The sequence below is a fragment of the Pigmentiphaga sp. H8 genome, assembly GCF_003854895.1.
Lineage (GTDB): Bacteria > Pseudomonadota > Gammaproteobacteria > Burkholderiales > Burkholderiaceae_B > Pigmentiphaga.
Genome location: NZ_CP033966.1, coordinates 4,432,870 through 4,449,878, shown reverse-complemented (window position 1 = coordinate 4,449,878; position 17,009 = coordinate 4,432,870). Strand labels below are relative to the sequence as shown.

Sequence of the window (17,009 nt, the reverse complement as noted above, 5' to 3'; positions counted from 1 at the left end):
TGGTGTGTTTCACCGGATCTCGTGTTCATGTTTCAATATTGAAAAGGAGTGAACATGAGCATCGCCGCATCCGATGACCGCCGGCCCCTGATCTGGGCCATCAGCGCGCACCGGCTGACCGAAGTCTTCCGCACCGTCAGCCCCGAACTGGCGGACCGGGCCGCCATCGAGATCATCGACAAGGGCTTCGACGACGCGATCGCCGAGATCGCCCGGCGCAGCGAAAAGCGGGCCTGCGACGTCATCGTCGCGGCGGGCGCCCATGGCGCCTATCTGCGCCAGAACGTCAGCATCCCCGTGGCCTTCGTCAAGGTGGGCGGCTTCGACCTGATGGCCGCGATCTGCAAGGCGCGGCAGTTCTCCGACCGCATCGCCATGGTCATGCACCGCCGCGTGCCGCCGGCGTTGAACCGCTTCGCGACGCTGTTTTCTTTGCCCATGCAGATCCGCGCCTACCAGACCGCCGAGGATGCCCGGCATTGCATCCAGGAGCTGGCGGCGGCCGGCGTCGAGGTGGTGGTCGGTCCGGGCTTGATCGCCAACCTGGCCGACGAGGCCGGCCTGACGGGCATCCTGGTCTATTCGCTGGATTCGGTGCGTGCCGCCTTCGACGACGCCATCGAGATCGCCGCCGCCCAGAAGGCCGAGAAATCGCGCCGCACGCAACTCGACTCGGTGCTCTACCACTTGAACGACGGCGTCATCGCGGTGGACATGGCCGGCCGCATCGTCGCCGCCAATCCGTCGGTGGACAAGCTGACCGGGCGCCGCGTGCGTGACGCCCTGGGCCAACCGCTGCGCCAGGTGCTGCCCGACCTGGAGCCGGGGCAGGTCATGACACGCGGGGCGAGCGAGATCGGGACCGTGCAGGAGATGGGCGGCAAGTCCGTCGTGGTCGACCGCGTGCCGCTGCTGGACGAGGGCATGCAGACCGGCGCCATCTTCACGCTGCACGGATCCAGCGAACTGGAGCGCGCCGTCAGCAAGCTGCGGGCGCATACGCACCGGCGCTCGCGCGTGGCCCGGTACCGGCTGGACGATGTGGTGGCCGAGTCCGCCGCCATGCGCCAGGTGATCGCGCAGTGCCGGGTCTTCGCCGAGCACAGCGACGCGGCCGTGCTGATCCACGGCGAAAGCGGCACCGGCAAGGAGCTGCTGGCCCAGGGCCTGCACAATGCCAGCCGGCGACGCCGGCATCCCTTCATCGCCATCAACTGTGGCGCCTTCACCGAGACCCTGCTGGAAAGCGAGCTGTTCGGCTACGACGAGGGCGCCTTCACCGGCGCGCGCCGGCAGGGCAAGCCGGGCCTGTTCGAGTCCGCCAACGAAGGCACGCTGTTCCTGGACGAGATCGGCGAGATGCCGCTGCCGTTGCAGACGCGGCTGCTGCGTGCCTTGCAGGAGAAGGAGATCACGCGCGTGGGCAGCGTCGACACCATTCCGGTCGACGTGCGCATCGTCGCCGCCACCCATCGCGATCTGCTCGCGATGGTCAGGGCCGGCGCCTTCCGCGAGGACCTGTACTACCGCCTGAACATCCTGCAGGTGATGGTGCCGCCGCTGCGCGACCGGCCCGAGGACATCGAGGCGCTGGCGCGGCTGCTGCTGCCGGCGGCGCTGGGGCGGGCGGGGTTGCGGGAGGCCGTGGCGCCCATGCTGGAGGCGGCGCTGCCGGTGCTGAAGGAAGGTGCGTGGCGGGGCAACGTCCGGGAACTGGAGAACGTGTCGGAACGCCTGACCATGGCCTGCCTGACCGAGGGGCGGCCGCTGTCGCGCCGCGAGGTGCGGGCCATGCTGGCCGATGCGCCGGCCCGGCGCCAGGCGCCCGCGGCGCGCAGCCTGTCGGCGGTGCGCGCCAGCCAGGAGGCCGAGCATGCCCGCGCCGTGCTGGCCGAGTGCGCGGGCAATCACCAGGAAGCCGCGCGGCGGCTGGGCATCAGCCGTACCACGCTGTGGCGCAAGATCAAGGCGGCGCAAGCCTAGGCGCGGCGGTGCAAAATACAGGCAAACCCGCCGGCCGCAACGGCGGGCCATGGATCGGTACTGGAGAAGCCCGGTGAAACTCACGACCCTGAACGCGCTGGTTGCGGCGGTGGAGGAAGGCAGCCTGCGCGGCGCGGCGCGGCGGGTGGGCACGTCGCAGCCGGCGCTGACCAAGATGGTCAGGGAACTGGAACTCGAGCTGGGCGTGACGCTGTTGCAGCGGACCTCGCGCGGCGTCATGCCCACGGGCCAGGGCCGCATCCTGTACGAGCGCACGGTCAAGGCCCGGCGCGAGCTGAACCTGGCGGTGGACGAGATCCGGCAGATGTCGGGCTCCATGGTGGGCGAGCTGCACCTGGGCGCGGTGCCGGTGGCCGTGATGCTGCTGGTGCCCGAGGCCCTGCGGACCTTCAGCCAGGAGTTCCCCGGCATCCGGCTGCGCGTGAGCGAGGAACTCTACGTCGCGCAATTGCAGAAGCTGCGGTCCCAGGAAGTGGATGTGACCCTGGGCGGCATACCGGAGGATTTGTCGGCGGGCGAGTTCCACATCGAACCCCTGATCCGTACGACCATGGTACCCACCGCGCGCCGGGGCAGCCCGTGGCTGAAGGCGCGCACGCTGGCCGATCTGCAGGGGGCGCGCTGGGTGTTCACCGGCGCCGACGGAGAATCGGGCTACGCCCGGCCTCTGTTCGAGCAACACGGCCTGGAGCCGCCGGCGGTGGCCGCGGTGGCCAACTCGACCCTGGCGCTGCTGTCCCTGCTGGCGGCGGGCGACTATGTGGGCCTGATGCCGCGCCAGATCGCCATGCAGCCGCTGGCGTCCCAGTTCATGTCGGTGATCGACGTGGAAGAGAAAGGCTACGACCTGACGGTGGGCGCCATGCTGCGCAGCGATTCGCTGCCGTCGCCGCTGATGCGGCACCTGATCACCCACCTGCACCGTGCCGCGCACCACATCGGGTAGGACGCGGTCCTAGCGGACGACCACGCCGGCGTCGATCGTGCCGTACACGCTGATGCCGTTGCCGCTTTGCGCGGAGCCGGAGGGGGATCGAGGCGCGGGCGTGCAGGCCACGCAGAAGGCCGCCAGCAGCGGCCCGGTCGTCTTGAGCAAGAATCGAAGCATAGGGTTTCCTGTCCGCGTCAATGCAGGCCCCAGGCGGACATGCCGTCCGACGTCCCGGGCTGGGAGCCGCCGGCGACGAAGGCCCGGACCTGTTCGTCGACGATGAAGCTCGCGGAAGAGCTGGCGCGCAGGATTTCGTCGGGCGCCATGGGCTTGGCGATGGCCCAGCCCTGCACATAGTCTACCCCCAGCTCCGCCAGCGCTTCCACCGTGGGATAGTCCTCCACCCATTCGGCGATGCTGCGCATGCCGAGGTTGCGCGCCAGCTCTACGATGGCCTCGACGATGGCGTAGTTGGCCGGGTGCTCATGCATGCGCTTGATGAAACCGCCGTCGATCTTGAGCGCGTCGGCGGCGAATTCCTTCAGGTACGAGAACGAGGTGTAGCCGGCGCCGAAGTCGTCCAGCGCGATCTTGGCGCCGCAGGACTTGAGCCGGTCGATGAAGCGGCGGGAGTTGGCGATGTCGTGCAGGGCCACGCTTTCGGTGATCTCCATGCACAGGTATTTCACCACCGGCCCGAAGCGCGACAGGATGCGGAAGGTGTCCTCGATGAAGGCCTCGTCGTTCAGCGACGCGCCGCTCAGGTTGACGCAGACGAAGCGGGTGTTGGGCAGGCGCGGCAGGTTCTCGGTCAGCCACACCAGCGTCGAGGTCAGCACCCATTTGTCCAGTTCGCCGATGGTGCCGTTGGCCTCGGCCGCCGCGATGATCTTGCCGGCCGGCACCATCGAGCCGGACGAGTCCTGCATGCGGATCAGCACTTCGAAGTCCAGCGAGGCCTCGGGCGCGCGCAGCGACATGATGGGCTGCATGACCAGCGAGAGGCCCGTGGGCGTGAAGGTGCTGCCGAGCTCTTCGATCAGCCGCAGTTCCTCGGCGCGTTCCTGGAAGGCGGGTGCGTTTTCCTTGTAGATGACCAGGTGGCCGTGCTTGCCCTTCTTGGCTTCGCGGCAGGCCCGATCGGCCGCCGAGACGGCGTCCTGGACCCGCATCTCGGGCGTGATCTCGATCAGTCCGATGGACACCTTGACCTGGAACGAACGCCGGCGCAGCTGGAAGGGCATGTCGCAGATGTCGCTGATGATGCGGCGGCAGAGGTCGGTAGCCGGCAGCATGGCGGTGTCGCGCAGCACCAGGATGAACTCGTCGCCGCCGATGCGGCCGATGTGGTGGTGGTCTCCCAGCGACCACTTGACCCGCTGGCAGACCTGTTTGAGGACTTCGTCGCCGGTCTGGTGGCCGTACAGGTCGTTGATCAGCTTGAAGCGGTCCAGGTCCAGGTAGGCCAGGGCGATCGGGTGCGCCGGGTCGAACTGTTTCAGCGAGGTTTCGAGGATGTGCTCGATGCCCCGGCGGTTCAACGCGCCGGTCAGGGTGTCGTTGTTGGCCAGGAAGCGCAGCCGTTCGGTGGCCTTGCGCCGCTCGGTGATGTCCTGCAGCGAGCCTTCGATCCGGGTATGGGCCAGCGTGGCCTTGGCCAGGTACCAGCGCGGCTCCATGCCGCCTATGGGCTGGGCCTGGATCTCGGCCTCGCCGCCGCGGTCGGCGATCTCCTTGAGCCGCGCCAGCGCGCCGGGCTCGAAGTAGTTCTGCCAGCGCAGTTCGTGCAGCGGCCGGCCTTCCAGGCCCAGCTTTTCCTGCATGGCGGTGTTGGCGCGCACGAAGCGGCCGTCGGGCTCCAGCGTGAACAGGCCCACCGGCGTGACTTCGTAGGCGCGCTGCAGCTCGGCCTCGGCATGTTCGCGCTCGACCCGTTCCACGCGTATCTGCTCGGCGAACGCAAAGGCGGCCACGAGGCTGGACGCCAGCGCGGCGGTGACGCTGTTGAGGGCGCCGACCAGGGCCTTGAAGTCGAAGGCCGCGGCGATGACTTCGGAGAAGGTGGAGAACAGCACGATGCCCAGCGCCGCCGCGTACCAGAGCGCGATGCGCGAACGCGTGACGATGACGATGCGGGCCAGGAAGAAGATGACGACGAAGATGCCGAACGAGGCCACCACCCACATGGCGGGCAGGAAGGCGGCGAAGCTGAGGAAGACGGCCAGGACCAGCAGTACCAGGCCGGCGCGCGAGCCGGCGCGCAGCAGCCAGCCGTAGCCCACCCGGCTGAGCTCGGTGCGCATGAACTGGGCGAACAGCGTGTAGGTGACGATGTAGTAAGCGGCGATGGTCAGCTTGCGGGTCATCGCCATCCATTCATTGGGAATGGTGCGTTCCAGCCACTGGGTGTCGAATCCCATGGTGATGCCGCCCAGGCGCAGGTTGCCGACCAGCCAGATCGCGAACAGCAGGTAGCGCGCGTCGCGGTTGATCAGCGCCGTCATCAGCGTGAGCACGGCCAGGGTCAGCAGCCCGCCCTCGAGCACGCCCGTGGCATGGTGGTAGGCGAGATGGGAGAGGGCCAGCTCGGCTTCGGGCCAGGCCTCGACCGTGATGCGGGCCGGGCCCGAGAAGTGCGCGCGGCACAGGAGATCGAGGGGCCGCGCGTGCACGCCCAGGTCCAGCGCGAAGCCCGATTTCACCGACTGCAGGATGCCCGACGTGCCGCCGCGCGTGGCCGCGCCCAGGGGCACCAGGCCCGCAGCGTTCCAGCACGAGACTTCCTGCGCATGGCGAGAGGGGAGTTCCACGCTTTGCGGCGTGTTCGAAGGCGGAACGGTGAAGCGGAACCAGAACGGGGTCTCGGCCAGGCGGGTATCGTGGAACCGGACGGCGGGCGCGGACGCGAGGGCGGCCAGCGCTTCGGAAGGGGGCTGGCCGGTCTTGTCGGCGACCACGGCGAAGGGCAGGACGCGGTTGTCGTTGGTGTCGTAGATGCTGTGTTCCAGCGTGAGCGCCACCAGCGAGAATACGAAGATCGCGGCCGGTACGAGGTAGTACGAGAAGTTGCTTAAGAACCAGTCGATCTTGGCCGTAACCCAGGCAACGCGGGTAGAGGGTTCCGCCGGAGGGGGCTGCATGTTCGCCTTGTTCAGGAGGGGGGGCTTGTCGTTTCGCGGGCGGCCCGCCCCCCCGGATGGGCCGCTGATCGTGCCGGATCAGGCCTGCGGTTGAAGGAGATCTTCCCGTTCCCGCGAAGCGCTGCGCAGCGCGTCAATGTTAATCAAATTCCCATCGATGCGAATGTCCGGGTGATGGGTCTTGAACACAAACTGATACAAAGGGTGGCTGCCTTCGCGCCACCGCTTTTCGGCCGTCGCGATTTCGAAAGCCAGTACGCGGTGGGGGATGTTGCCGGCGTGGCGCATCGGCATGAAGCCTTGGCCGGGGAACACTTCGCGGAACATCAGCGCCTCGTACTGGCGATCGAGCGGGGACCGTCCGGCGATGACCATCCAGTCTATGCCCGCTTGCACGCAAAAAAGGAAATAAGCCTTGAAAAGGGCTGTTTTCGCGACGCGGCCCATGCGCTCGCTGGCCACGCCCAACCGGGTAGCCTCGGCCAGGGCATAGCCCGAGAGCCAATCGGGCAGCGTGACCGACTGTTCCAGCCACAAGGGGCCGCACATGTTGGTCTGGACGCGCATGGTGCCCAGCGGCGCGCCGTCGAACTTGGATTCGGCCAGCAGCACGACCGAGCCGGGATCGGAGTCGTGCAGCTCCGGTTCACCCAGGTTGCGGGCGATCTCCGGCACGTGGCGGCCGTAGGCCGACTGGCGCATGGAAATAGCTTTTTCCATGGCTTCACCGTCCCGGGCGATGCGGATGGTGAAGGGCAGGTTCTCGGGGGTCTGCTCGGAAAGCGGCAGCAGCAGGCCGGACCGGGTAGGCAGAGCGTTGTCATAAGACATTTGGACTTCCTTGTAAGAGTGAGACGGTATGGCCGTTGCGGATATCGCAGCGGTAACACCAGATTCGCACGTCTGGGCGGGAAGTTGCTTACAACTGTCGGGAAAAAGGGGGTTATGGGCCGGTTTTTGTTGTGCGCTGCACAATAAGCGGTTTCAACCGCCCAGGCTGGCCCAGATCAGGCTGGCGCCGGCCAGCATCAGCAGGCCGCAGACCAGCCATTCCACGGCGCGCCGGGAAATGGGGGGCGGATGCCGGGCCTGCCACCACGATACGCCCGCGACCACGGGAACGGCGCAGACGCCCAGCAGCAGCGAACTCCATTCGAAATGTCCGCTGGCGGCCACCAGCACCAGGCGCAGGGCGGCGCTGGCGGCGAACATCATGAACAGGCACTCGCGCACCAGGTTGCGGTCCAGGGGCTGCCGGTACAGGTGATAGACCATGGGCGGCCCGGAGGTGGAGAAGAGGCCGCCGAGCAGCCCCGACAGCACGCCGAAGAACCACAGCGCCGGCTTGCCCGACGGCTGGGCGCGGGGGGCGGTCTGCACGAGCAGCAGGATGGAGCAGCCGATGATGGCCACGCCCAGCAGCAGGCGCAGCGTCGTGACCGCGTTGGTGCTGAGCCAGGCCAGCAGCGCGACGCCGCCCAGCACGCCGACGAGGCTGCTGGTCAGGATGGGACGCAGCAGCGTCCAGTCGAAGGTGACGCGGTTGTAGCGCCAGTAGGCCCAGGCGTTCGCCAGGCTCAGGACGCTGGCCACGTTGGCCGCCTCGGGAATGGGCATCAGTCCGAAGGCGCCGACCATGCCGAGCAGCAGCAGGGCGAAGGCAAAGCCGGTGAGGTTCTGGCAGTAGGCCGAGAGGCCCACGCAGGCGAGAAATAGCAGGAAGGTCAGTACGGTCATGAGCCCGAAATACTAACCCGAAAAGCAGGGGTTTTCCGGGGGCGGAGCGCTTTCAGCTCGCGCGCAGCACCGCCGAGATGCTGGCCGCGCTGCGCAGCGCGTGCTGGGCCAGCGGCGCCTCGGGATCCAGCTCGTCTTCCAGCGCCAGCCCGGCCACGATCAGCGCGGCCACTGCTTCGTCGCCACGGCCGAACACCGGGCAGGCGAGCGTCCCCACGCCGGGCCGCATCTCGCTCAGTCCGAACGACAGGCCCCGGGCCGCGCGTATCGCTTCCAGCCGTTCCGAGACGGCCGCGTAGCGTTCCTCGCCCATGCGCGCGATGCCTTGCTCGCGCGGCCACGCGGCCAGGATGGCGCGCCCGCTCACGCTGGCGTCCAGCGGGAAATGGGTGCCGATGTCGGTGATGATGTTGAGCGGCACCGAGGGGGCCCAGATGCGTTCGATGATGACCACCTCGTCCAGCGCCGGCACCGAGAGCGAGACGATCGCCCGGCGCTTGCCCACGCCTTTCTCCTGCAGCTCGATCGCGTGCGGCAGGGCGGCCCGCCGTATGCCCAGCCGGTCGTGCTGGGCCGTTCCCAGCACCAGGCACTTGGGGCCCAGCGCATAGACGCCGTCCCGCGCCTGCACCATGCCCCAGAACGCCAGGGTGCGCAGCACGCGATGGACCGTGGTGCGGTCCAGTTCCGTGACCTGGGCCAGTTCGAGCGCCGAGGCGCCGCGCGGCATCCGCATCAGGACGTCGAGCAGGAGCATGGCCCGGTCGATGACCTGGACCCGATTGCCGGGCGGCGCTGCGGAGAGGGAAGGCTGGCGGGGCATGGGCACGGTCGGGAATCGTTGACGTCGCGACATGGTATCGCTAATCTCTGAGTGCGTATTGCAAGCTTTAAGTGCGTAATATGCACATAACCCCAGATCATGAGAGGTTACCGCCATGTCGTTCCCGCGTGTTTCCTGGTTTGCGTCGTTCCTTGTGCTGGCCGCGGTTCCCGCCGTCGCGGCGGATGGCTATCCCTCCCGGCCGGTCAGGCTGATCGTGCCGTTCGCGGCCGGCGGCGCGGTGGACGCGATCGCGCGCACGCTCGCGCTCCGGCTGTCCGAGCAGTTTTCGCAGAAGGTCGTGGTCGAGAACCGTGCCGGCGCTTCCGGCAACATCGGCGCCGAGGCGGTGGTCAGGTCGCCGGCGGACGGCTATACGCTGCTGTTCACGGCCTCGACCCTGGTGGTCAACCCGCTCATCATGAAGGACAAGCCGCCCTTCGATCCGGCCCGCGACCTGACGCATCTCGCGCTGGTCGCCTCGGGACCGCTGTTGTTCGTCACGCCCGCGTCCGCGCCGGCCGGGTCGGTCCAGGACTTCGTGGCCCAGGCCCAGGCCGCTCCCGACCGGTTCAATTTCGCGGTGGGCGGTTTCGGCGCGGCGGGCCACCTGGACGTGGAGTCCTTCAAGCATCGGGCCGGGCTGGCCGTGCCCACGGTGCTCTACAAGGGCACGGGGCCGGCGCTGGTCGACCTGATGGGCGGCCAGGTCAGCGGCATGATCGATCCGCTGCTGACTTCGCTACCCCCGGTCAAGGCCGGCAAGCTCAAGGCGCTGGCCATCACCGGGAACAAGCGCAGCACGCTGGCTCCCGACGTGCCGACGTTCGCCGAGGCAGGCTACCCCGAAGTCAATTTCTCGACCTGGTATGGCCTGTGGGGACCGGCGGGACTGCCGGCCCCCGTGGTGGACAAGCTGGAGGCCGCCGTCAAGCGCTTCGTGGCCGAGCCCGACACGCGCGCCTGGTTCGAGCGCCAGGGGCTCGAACCGTCGGGGGTGTCGGGCGCCCGTTTCCGGGCCTTCATCGACCAGGAAACGGCCAAGTCGCGCGAGATCGTGAAGCTGGCCAATATCGCCGAGCAGTGACGGGGCCTGCGGGCTCAGGCTTCGTCCACCAGCAGGGCCCGCACCTTGGCCCGCTGCACCTTGCCGTAGTGGGACTTGGGGATGGCCGGGGCGAAGCGGATCACGCGCGGTTTCTTGAATCCCGACAGCGACCGGCGGCAGTGTTCCATCAGTTCCTCGGCCGTGGCCGCCGCGCCCGCGTGCAGCACGACGGCGGCGCCGACGATCTCGCCCCACTCGGGGTCGGGCAGTCCGGCCGCGGCCGCTTCGGCCACGGAAGGGTGGCTGCACAGCGCGCGTTCCACCTCGTCCGGAAGTATGGACTTGCCGCCGCTGCGTATCACTTCCTTCAGGCGGCCGGTAATGCGCAGCACGCCCGAGGCGTCCAGGATGCCGAGGTCCCCGGTGCGGAACCAGCCGTCGCGGAAGACCCGGGCGGTCAGTTCCGGCTGCCGCCAGTAGCCGGCCGCGACGTGGGCGCCGCGTATCAGCACTTCGCCTTCCGTGTCCGCCGGCGCGGTTTCCCCATCGCGCCCGATGCGGATCTCGCAGCCGAACAGCGGCCGGCCCACGCTGCGCACGGCCCGCGCCCGGGTCGTGGGGTCGGCCAGGGCATCGGGCGGCTGATAGCAGCTCCACGATGCCTCGGTCAGCCCATACAGGATGCCGAAGCGCGGGCCGAAGGCCTCGATGGCGGCCAGGAAGGTGTCGGGCGGAATGGCGGCCGCGCCCACGTCCATGCAGCGCAACGCGCCCAGGTCGTGGTCGGCGGGCCGGGTCTCCTTCAGCAGCCGCACCAGATGGGTGGGCACCAGGGAAGTCGAGGTGGCGCGGTGGCGCGCCAGCAGCTCCAGGAAGCGCGCCGGTTCGAAGCGGCCCGCCAGCACGACCGCGCCGCCCGCGGCCAGCTGGGCCAGCACGATGATGGCGGCGATCGGCCATAGCGGCCGCATGTTGAGCATGACGTCGCCGGGATGCTGGCCGCGCGCCATGACGATGTTCTGCAGCGCGGAGGTGATGCTGCCGTGGGTGATGACGACGGCCTTGGGCGCGCCGGTGCTGCCGCCGGTGTAGTTGAGCGAGGCCATGGCGTCGGCCGCGGGCGTGGCCGCGGGCGCCTCGCGGCTGCCCGCGTCGGCTTCCAGTGGACGCAGGCGCAGGCCGGGCACGCGGGCGGCCAGCTCGCGCGCGCGTTCGCCGTATTCGGCGCCATGGGCCAGCAGGCCGGCCTGGGCATCGATCAACTGCGCGGCCTGTTCGTCGGCGCTGAGCGCCGGGTCGAGCGGCACCCGGACCAGTCCGGCCGACATCGCGCCGTAGTCCCACAGCAGGTAGGCGGGGGTGTTGTCCCCCAGGATGGCAACGCGGTCGCCGTCGCCGAGCCCGTCCGCGCGCAGCGCATGGCCCAGTCCGAACACGCGCGCGGCGAACGAGGGAAAATCCAGGACGCTGCCGTCGCGCGCGTCCACGATCGCGGGCCGGCCGGGCCAGCGCTGCGCGCAACGTTGAAGCAGGGCACCGATGTTCATAGCCAGCCCTGCATGATCACGCGGCCTTCCACGGCCTTGGTGTCGAGAAGCTCGTGCGCGCGGCGGATCTCGTTGAAGGGCAGGGTGGCGGAGATGACGGGGCGGATCTGGCCGCAGGCCAGCATCGCCAGCGCCTGGCGGATGTCCTCCAGCGTGCCGCTGCCCGATCCCATGACGCGTATCCTGCGGCCGATCAGCAGGCCGGGCAGCACGTCCACCGCCTGGCCGTCGATGTTGCCGAGCACCACCACCGTGCCGCCCTGCGCCATGCTGCGCAGGGTCTCGGGCAGCGACAGGCCCAGGTTGTCGATGGCGATATCCACGCCCTGCTTGCCCGTGAGCTGCCAGGCCTGGGCGCTGAACTTCAGGTCCGGCGCCACGATGACTTCGTCGGCCCCGAGCGATTTCAGGTGCGCGGCCTTGGCCGGGCTGGAGGTGACCGCGATGGAGCGGGCGCCCAGGGCGCGCACGATCTGGATCTGGTGCATGCCCAGGCCGCCGCTGGCGCCGGTGATGAGGACCGTGTCGCCGGGGCTGGTGCCGGCCAGGGTACGCAGCGCGCGCAGGCTGGTGCCGATCGGGCAGCACGACAGCGCCGCGGCTTCCCAGGGCAGGCCCCGCGGCACGGGGATGGCCATGGGCGCGGGTACGCAGACATATTCGGCGTAGCCGCCCACGGTGTCGACGGCCGGCAGGCCCAGCGCGCGGCACATGTCCTGCCGGCCGCGCAGGCAGTTGCGGCACAGGCCGCAGAACTGGCGCTGGTAGATGACCACCGGGTCGCCCACGCGGTGCGTGATCACGCCGTCGCCCACCGCCACGACCTCGCCTGCGGTCTCGTGGCCCAGGACGACGCCGGCGCGCGCGCCGGGCAGCTTGCCCGCGCGGTGCAGGACGTCATGGTGGCAGATGCCGGCCGCCCTGACCTGCACCAGGACCTCGCCCGCTGCCGGGGAGGGTGTGGGAACCTCGCGGATTTCCAGGGCGTCGGGGGGGCCGAAGGCGGAAAGGATGACGGCTTTCATGGAGGGATCGTCCTTGGTTGATTGTGCATATTATGCACATAATGTTTACTATTCACACATTTGCGGTATAGTTTGCATAGCCGGCACCCGCCTGTCAACGTATCGCCGGCGCCATTCATGGGAAGAGGCCTGCATGGGTATCGACTATCGTCCGCTCGAAGGCGGCATCCACGAGATCGTCATCAACCGTCCGGAGCGCATGAACGCGCTGGACGTGCCCGCCAAGCGGGAACTGGGCCGCATCTGGCGCGACGCGGCGCGAGATCCGGCCGTGTCGGTGCTGGTGCTGCGCGGCGCGGGCGAGAAGGCCTTCTGCGCCGGTTCGGACATCAAGGAAATGCAGGCCACCGGCACCATGGTGGACACGCGCACGCTGATGGAGGCCATTCCCGGCATAGGCGTCGAACTGCACAAGCCGGTGGTGGCGGTGCTGCACGGCTTCACCATAGGCATGGGGCTGACGCTGGCCATCCATGCCGATTTCCGCATCGCCGCCGAGACGGGCAAGCTGGGATTTCCCGAGGTGCAGCACGGCATGCTCTCGGGTGTCAGCGCCGTCACCCTGCCGGGGCTGGTGGGCGAACCGCGCGCGCTGGACCTGATGCTGACGGCCCGGCTGATCGAACCGCGGGAAGCGCTGCGCATCGGTCTGGTGGACGAGGTCGTGCCCGACAGCCTTGCGGCCGCGATGGCGCTGGCGCGGCGCATCGCCTCGAATTCCGCGGCGGCGGTGGCGCAGACCAAGCGCCTGATCCTGCTGGAGCGCCGCCGCCGTGCGCGCGATCATGCCGCCGCCATCGACGATGCGCGGCTGGCCATACTCGAGTCGAAAGAGTTCGGCGACGTGGTGGCCCACAAGCCCGGAGCGGGCCGCATTCGCTAGGCGGCGCGCCTATCCGTCCATGCGCCGCCCCGCGTCCAGCAGGCGGCCGATGTCCTGTGCCGCCAGCAGTTCCACCGTTCCCTGCGCGAGCTGCGACAGCGGCCGCTCGCGGGCGGTGGCCAACACAAGGTTGTTGCGCATGCGCGGCGAGCCGATGGTGGAGATCCGGAACGGGCCGCCTTCGACGATGCTGGCGATGGGTGCCGCGCTGCGCGGCACGATGGCATAGCCCTGCCCGCTCAGCGCGAGCTTGAGCAGGGTGTGCACGGCGTCGACCTCGGCCACGACGTTCAGCTTGATGCCGTGGGGCCGGCAGCCCGCCTCGATCACGTTGCGCACGGCGTTCGGAATGCTGGGCACGAGGACCGGGTAGCGCTCCAGCTCCCGCGCCGCCAGCCGCGCGGGCAGCGGGAAGGCGGGCTTGGGACGGCCGCACAGCACCATGTCCTCGCGATACAGGCTGCGGTACTCGAGCCGGGGGCTGGGCGGAGGGTCGAACAGCAGCGCGATCTCGATCTTGCCCAGTATCAGGTCCTCGCGCAGCGCGACGCTCAGGCCCTCGGACACGGAAATCGATGCCTCGGGGTAGCGCTTGCGGAACTGCTTGACCAGTTCCGGCGTCAGCACGTGCGCGATGCGCGGGGGCAGGCCCACGGTCAGCCTGCCGGTGGGCTGTTCGCGCAGCGCCTGGATGTCGGCGCGGGCCTGCCGCGTCAGCTTCAGGATGGCGTTGCCGTAGGACAGCAGGCATTTGCCGGATTCGGTCAGCTCCACGCCGCGGCCGGTGCGGACCAGCAGGTGGGATTTCAGTTCGAGTTCGAGCAGGCGGATGTGGCGGCTGAGCGTGGGCTGGGAGACGCCCGCCACCAGCGCGGCGCGGGTCAGGCTGCCGAGTTCGGCCACGCGGACGAAGGATTCCAACTGCTGCAGGTCCATGGTATTTAATTTTCGGATATCAGATGTAGAAGCTATTTTATTGATGAAAATGGCCGGCGTGCTCACAATGCCGCCTCTTGACGAAACGCCGCCAGCGGGATGCCGCCAAGGTGGCATGCACGAGGAGACCCCATGCACATGTCCCGCAAATTCCTGGTCCCGGCCGTTGCCCTGGCGCTGGCTTCCACGCTGGGTGCCGCGCGCGCCGAGGACTATCCCGACCGTCCCGTGCGCATCGTGATTCCGTTCGCGCCCGGCGGCAGCAACGACATCGTCGGCCGCCTGATCGGCGAGGAACTGTCCAAGAGCCTGGGGCAGCCGTTCATCGTCGACAACCGGGGAGGCGCGGGCGGTACCATCGGTACCGAGGTGGTGGCCAAGTCCCGTCCCGACGGCTATACGCTGTTGCTGATCTCGACCCCGCACACGGCGAATTCGACGCTGTACAAGAAGCTGTCCTACGATCCGAACAAGGACTTCGCGCCCATCGCCCGGCTGGCGACCGCGCCGCTGCTGATTTCGGTCTATCCGGGCCTGCCGGTGAAGACGCTGTCGGACCTGATCGCCTACGCCAAGGCCAATCCGGGCAAGCTCAACTACGTGTCGTCCGGCGTGGGCAGTTCGCAGCATCTGGTCAGCGAACTGTTCGAGATCCGGGCCGGCATCTCGATGACGCACGTGCCCTACAAGGGCGCCGGCGCGGCCCTGACCGACGTTGCCGCGGGCCATGCCCAGGTGTCCGTCGGCACCGTGTTGCAGGCGCTGCCGCACGTCAAGGCCAACCGCCTGCGGCCGCTGGCCGTCAGCGGCAACCAGCGCCAGCCCGTGCTGCCCGAGGTGCCCACGGTCCAGGAAGCGGGCCTGGCGGGCTATGACGGCGACAACTGGTGGGGCATCCTGGCACCGGCCGGCACGCCGCCGGCCGTCGTCGACAAACTGAGCAAGACCATCGGCGACATCCTGGCCAAGCCGGAGATGCGCCAGCGCCTCGCGGCCGAGAGCGCGTCGGTGGCCTATCTGTCGCCCGAACCCTTCGGCAAATTCATGGCCGGCGAAACGACCAAGTGGGCGGAGCTGATCAAGCGGCTCGGCATCCAGGCCGACTGACGCGTCCGGCTGGCCATTTCTGGAAGATGCATCTATGAGTAGACCCGCCGCGGTGTTGTTGCGGTATTCCCCGGTGCCCGCCGACCTGGCGGCCATCGAACGGCTGGCGGCCGAGGTGGCGGCCGCCCACCCCGGGTACTTCGAGCGCGTGGACGCCAACCGCGCGCTGGACGGTTCCCATCTGTACCTGTACTTCTGGTCCGCGCGGCCCGGCGGCCCGGAGCTGGCCGGTGCCATCGCCGAACGGGCCGGCCGGCTGCTGCCCGGCCAGGCGCCGGACGTCCTGGTCCTGTCGCCGGTGCAGGATCTGCCCGGCGTCTCGCAGGGGCAGCCGGCCACGCACCACTACGTGGTCGAGACCGACGTGCGTCCGGAGGTGGCCGAGGACCTGTCGAACTGGTACGGACAGGAACACCTGCCCGGGCTGGCCGCCGTGGCGGGCAACGTGCGCGCGCGCCGGCTGGTGGCGGACAATAGCGATGGCAGCCAGCGCTCGCTGGCCTGCTATGACCTGACCACGCCCGCCATCCAGCAGGATCCCGCCTGGCTGGCCGTGCGCGCGACCGACTGGAGCAGCCGCGTGCGCCCGCATTTCCAGAATACGCGCCGGGTCATGTGCGAACGGATCTACGCACTCGAACCCGGCCAAGGAGCGATATGACTTCCGCAATCCGACGAGACGGCGCGCCCGCCCTGGTGGACGCCCGCATCACCCGCATCGAGACCATCCCGCTGAAAGTTGAGCTGGAACGTCCGGCCACGGGCTCGACCCTGAAGCTGACCCATCGCTGCACCATCGTCACGCGCGTCCATACCGACGCCGGCGTGGTGGGCGAGTGCTTCAACGGCAACGACGACGAACTGCAGGCGGACATCATCCGCCTGATCCACGACGAACTGGAGCCGCTGCTCAAGGGGCGCCGCGTCGCCGCCATCGACGACGCCTGGGCCGCCACGCGGCGCGCGACCGAGCCTTTCCTGCGTGACCGCCGGGTGGCGCTGCGGGCCCAGGCCTGCGTGGACAGCGCGCTGCACGATGCCGTGGGCAAGCTGGCCGGCCTGCCGCTGCACCTGCTGTGGGGCGGCGCGCGCGAGCGGGTGCCGGTGGTGGCGCTGGGCGGGTACTACCGCCAGAGCGGCGACCTGGAAGCCCTGGCGGACGAAGTGGCCGAACTGAAGGCCTTCGGCATCCACGGCCTGAAGCTCAAGCTGGGCGGCAAGACCCCCGCCGAAGATGCCTTGCGGGCCCAGACCGTGCGCCGGGCCGGCGGCGATGACTTCGTGCTGGCTTGCGACGCCAACCAGGGCTGGAGCCGCGAAGAGGCGCTGGAGTTCGTGCGCCGGACCCGCGACCTGAACCTGGCCTGGTTCGAGGAACCCTGCCGCTGGGACAACGACCGTGCCGACATGGCGGTGGTGCGGACGGTGGGCGGCGTGCCGGTGGCGGCGGGGCAGAGCGAGCTGTCGCGCTTCGGCTGCCGCGACCTGCTGGTGGCCGGCGCCATCGACGTCTGCAACTTCGACGCCAGCTGGGGCGGCGGGCCGACCGAGTGGCGGCGCGTGGCGATGCTGGCCTCGGCCTTCAACGTCTCGGTCATGCAGCACCTGGAGCCGCAGATCGGCCTGATGATGTCGGCGGGCGTGGCCAACGGCCGCTATGCCGAGGTCATGCTGCCCTGGCGCGATCCGTTCTTCTACAAGCTGATCGCGAACCAGCCGGCGCGGCCGTTCGTCGACGGCTTCTATACGCTGCCGACGGCGCCGGGCTGGGGCATGAGCTTCGACCCCGAGTACCTGGAGTTCGCGCGGCGCAAGTAGCGGCCGCCGG

15 protein-coding genes are annotated in these 17,009 nt (G+C 69.1%); 7 read left to right on the top strand and 8 right to left on the bottom strand.

The window, feature by feature from the left end:
* Positions 1 to 54 precede the first annotated feature (54 nt).
* Complete coding sequence (gene prpR / locus EGT29_RS21000; RefSeq protein ID WP_124690801.1) at positions 55 to 1,983, top strand: propionate catabolism operon regulatory protein PrpR; 1,929 nt, start codon at positions 55 to 57, stop codon at positions 1,981 to 1,983.
* Positions 1,984 to 2,056: 73 nt separating this feature from the next.
* A complete protein-coding gene (locus EGT29_RS20995) occupies positions 2,057 to 2,950 on the top strand; it encodes a LysR family transcriptional regulator (protein WP_124690800.1) in 894 nt (297 codons plus the stop codon).
* Between the two features lie 9 nt (positions 2,951 to 2,959).
* Here the strand turns inward: EGT29_RS20995 and EGT29_RS28520 are convergent, their stop codons facing one another.
* From EGT29_RS28520 to EGT29_RS20975, 5 genes are all read right to left on the bottom strand, one after another.
* Complete coding sequence (locus EGT29_RS28520; RefSeq protein ID WP_161567898.1) at positions 2,960 to 3,112, bottom strand: hypothetical protein; 153 nt, start codon at positions 3,110 to 3,112, stop codon at positions 2,960 to 2,962.
* Between the two features lie 17 nt (positions 3,113 to 3,129).
* Positions 3,130 to 6,075: a bifunctional diguanylate cyclase/phosphodiesterase gene (locus EGT29_RS20990; RefSeq protein WP_124690799.1), complete on the bottom strand. Its 2,946-nt coding sequence runs from the start codon at positions 6,073 to 6,075 to the stop codon at positions 3,130 to 3,132.
* Positions 6,076 to 6,153: 78 nt separating this feature from the next.
* Positions 6,154 to 6,906 carry a hypothetical protein gene (locus tag EGT29_RS20985; protein WP_124690798.1) on the bottom strand — a complete coding sequence of 251 codons (753 nt, stop codon included), beginning with the start codon at positions 6,904 to 6,906 and terminating at the stop codon, positions 6,154 to 6,156.
* 153 nt (positions 6,907 to 7,059) lie between these two features.
* Entirely contained in the window at positions 7,060 to 7,812 is a 753-nt protein-coding gene (locus EGT29_RS20980; RefSeq protein WP_124690797.1) for a TSUP family transporter, read from the bottom strand.
* A 52-nt stretch (positions 7,813 to 7,864) separates the two neighbouring features.
* Positions 7,865 to 8,668 carry an IclR family transcriptional regulator gene (locus EGT29_RS20975; RefSeq protein ID WP_161567897.1) on the bottom strand — a complete coding sequence of 268 codons (804 nt, stop codon included), beginning with the start codon at positions 8,666 to 8,668 and terminating at the stop codon, positions 7,865 to 7,867.
* A gap of 82 nt (positions 8,669 to 8,750) precedes the next feature.
* On the opposite strand from EGT29_RS20975, the gene EGT29_RS20970 reads away from it, so the two are divergent.
* Positions 8,751 to 9,722, top strand: a complete 972-nt coding sequence (locus tag EGT29_RS20970) for a tripartite tricarboxylate transporter substrate binding protein (RefSeq protein WP_124690795.1) — start codon at positions 8,751 to 8,753, stop codon at positions 9,720 to 9,722.
* Between the two features lie 14 nt (positions 9,723 to 9,736).
* Here the strand turns inward: EGT29_RS20970 and EGT29_RS20965 are convergent, their stop codons facing one another.
* On the bottom strand, positions 9,737 to 11,230 hold the full coding sequence (locus EGT29_RS20965; protein WP_124690794.1) for a class I adenylate-forming enzyme family protein: 1,494 nt from the start codon (positions 11,228 to 11,230) through the stop codon (positions 9,737 to 9,739).
* Positions 11,227 to 12,255, bottom strand: coding sequence for an alcohol dehydrogenase catalytic domain-containing protein (locus EGT29_RS20960; protein WP_124690793.1), 1,029 nt, complete (start codon positions 12,253 to 12,255; stop codon positions 11,227 to 11,229). Before EGT29_RS20960 ends, EGT29_RS20965 begins: the two co-directional genes overlap by 4 nt.
* A gap of 133 nt (positions 12,256 to 12,388) precedes the next feature.
* On the opposite strand from EGT29_RS20960, the gene EGT29_RS20955 reads away from it, so the two are divergent.
* The gene (locus tag EGT29_RS20955) at positions 12,389 to 13,138 is read left to right on the top strand and encodes an enoyl-CoA hydratase/isomerase family protein (protein WP_124690792.1); all 750 of its coding nucleotides are present in this window, start codon (positions 12,389 to 12,391) and stop codon (positions 13,136 to 13,138) included.
* Between the two features lie 9 nt (positions 13,139 to 13,147).
* On the opposite strand, the gene EGT29_RS20950 is transcribed toward EGT29_RS20955, so the two are convergent.
* Positions 13,148 to 14,074: a LysR family transcriptional regulator gene (locus tag EGT29_RS20950; protein ID WP_124690791.1), complete on the bottom strand. Its 927-nt coding sequence runs from the start codon at positions 14,072 to 14,074 to the stop codon at positions 13,148 to 13,150.
* Between the two features lie 138 nt (positions 14,075 to 14,212).
* On the opposite strand from EGT29_RS20950, the gene EGT29_RS20945 reads away from it, so the two are divergent.
* The 3 genes from EGT29_RS20945 to EGT29_RS20935 are packed head-to-tail and all read left to right on the top strand — an operon-like array spanning position 14,213 to position 16,999.
* Complete coding sequence (locus EGT29_RS20945) at positions 14,213 to 15,181, top strand: tripartite tricarboxylate transporter substrate binding protein (protein ID WP_161567896.1); 969 nt, start codon at positions 14,213 to 14,215, stop codon at positions 15,179 to 15,181.
* A gap of 34 nt (positions 15,182 to 15,215) precedes the next feature.
* Positions 15,216 to 15,842 carry a DUF4286 family protein gene (locus EGT29_RS20940; protein WP_124690789.1) on the top strand — a complete coding sequence of 209 codons (627 nt, stop codon included), beginning with the start codon at positions 15,216 to 15,218 and terminating at the stop codon, positions 15,840 to 15,842.
* The gene (locus tag EGT29_RS20935; RefSeq protein ID WP_124690788.1) at positions 15,839 to 16,999 is read left to right on the top strand and encodes a mandelate racemase/muconate lactonizing enzyme family protein; all 1,161 of its coding nucleotides are present in this window, start codon (positions 15,839 to 15,841) and stop codon (positions 16,997 to 16,999) included. Before EGT29_RS20940 ends, EGT29_RS20935 begins: the two co-directional genes overlap by 4 nt.
* The last annotated feature ends 10 nt before the right edge of the window (positions 17,000 to 17,009 follow it).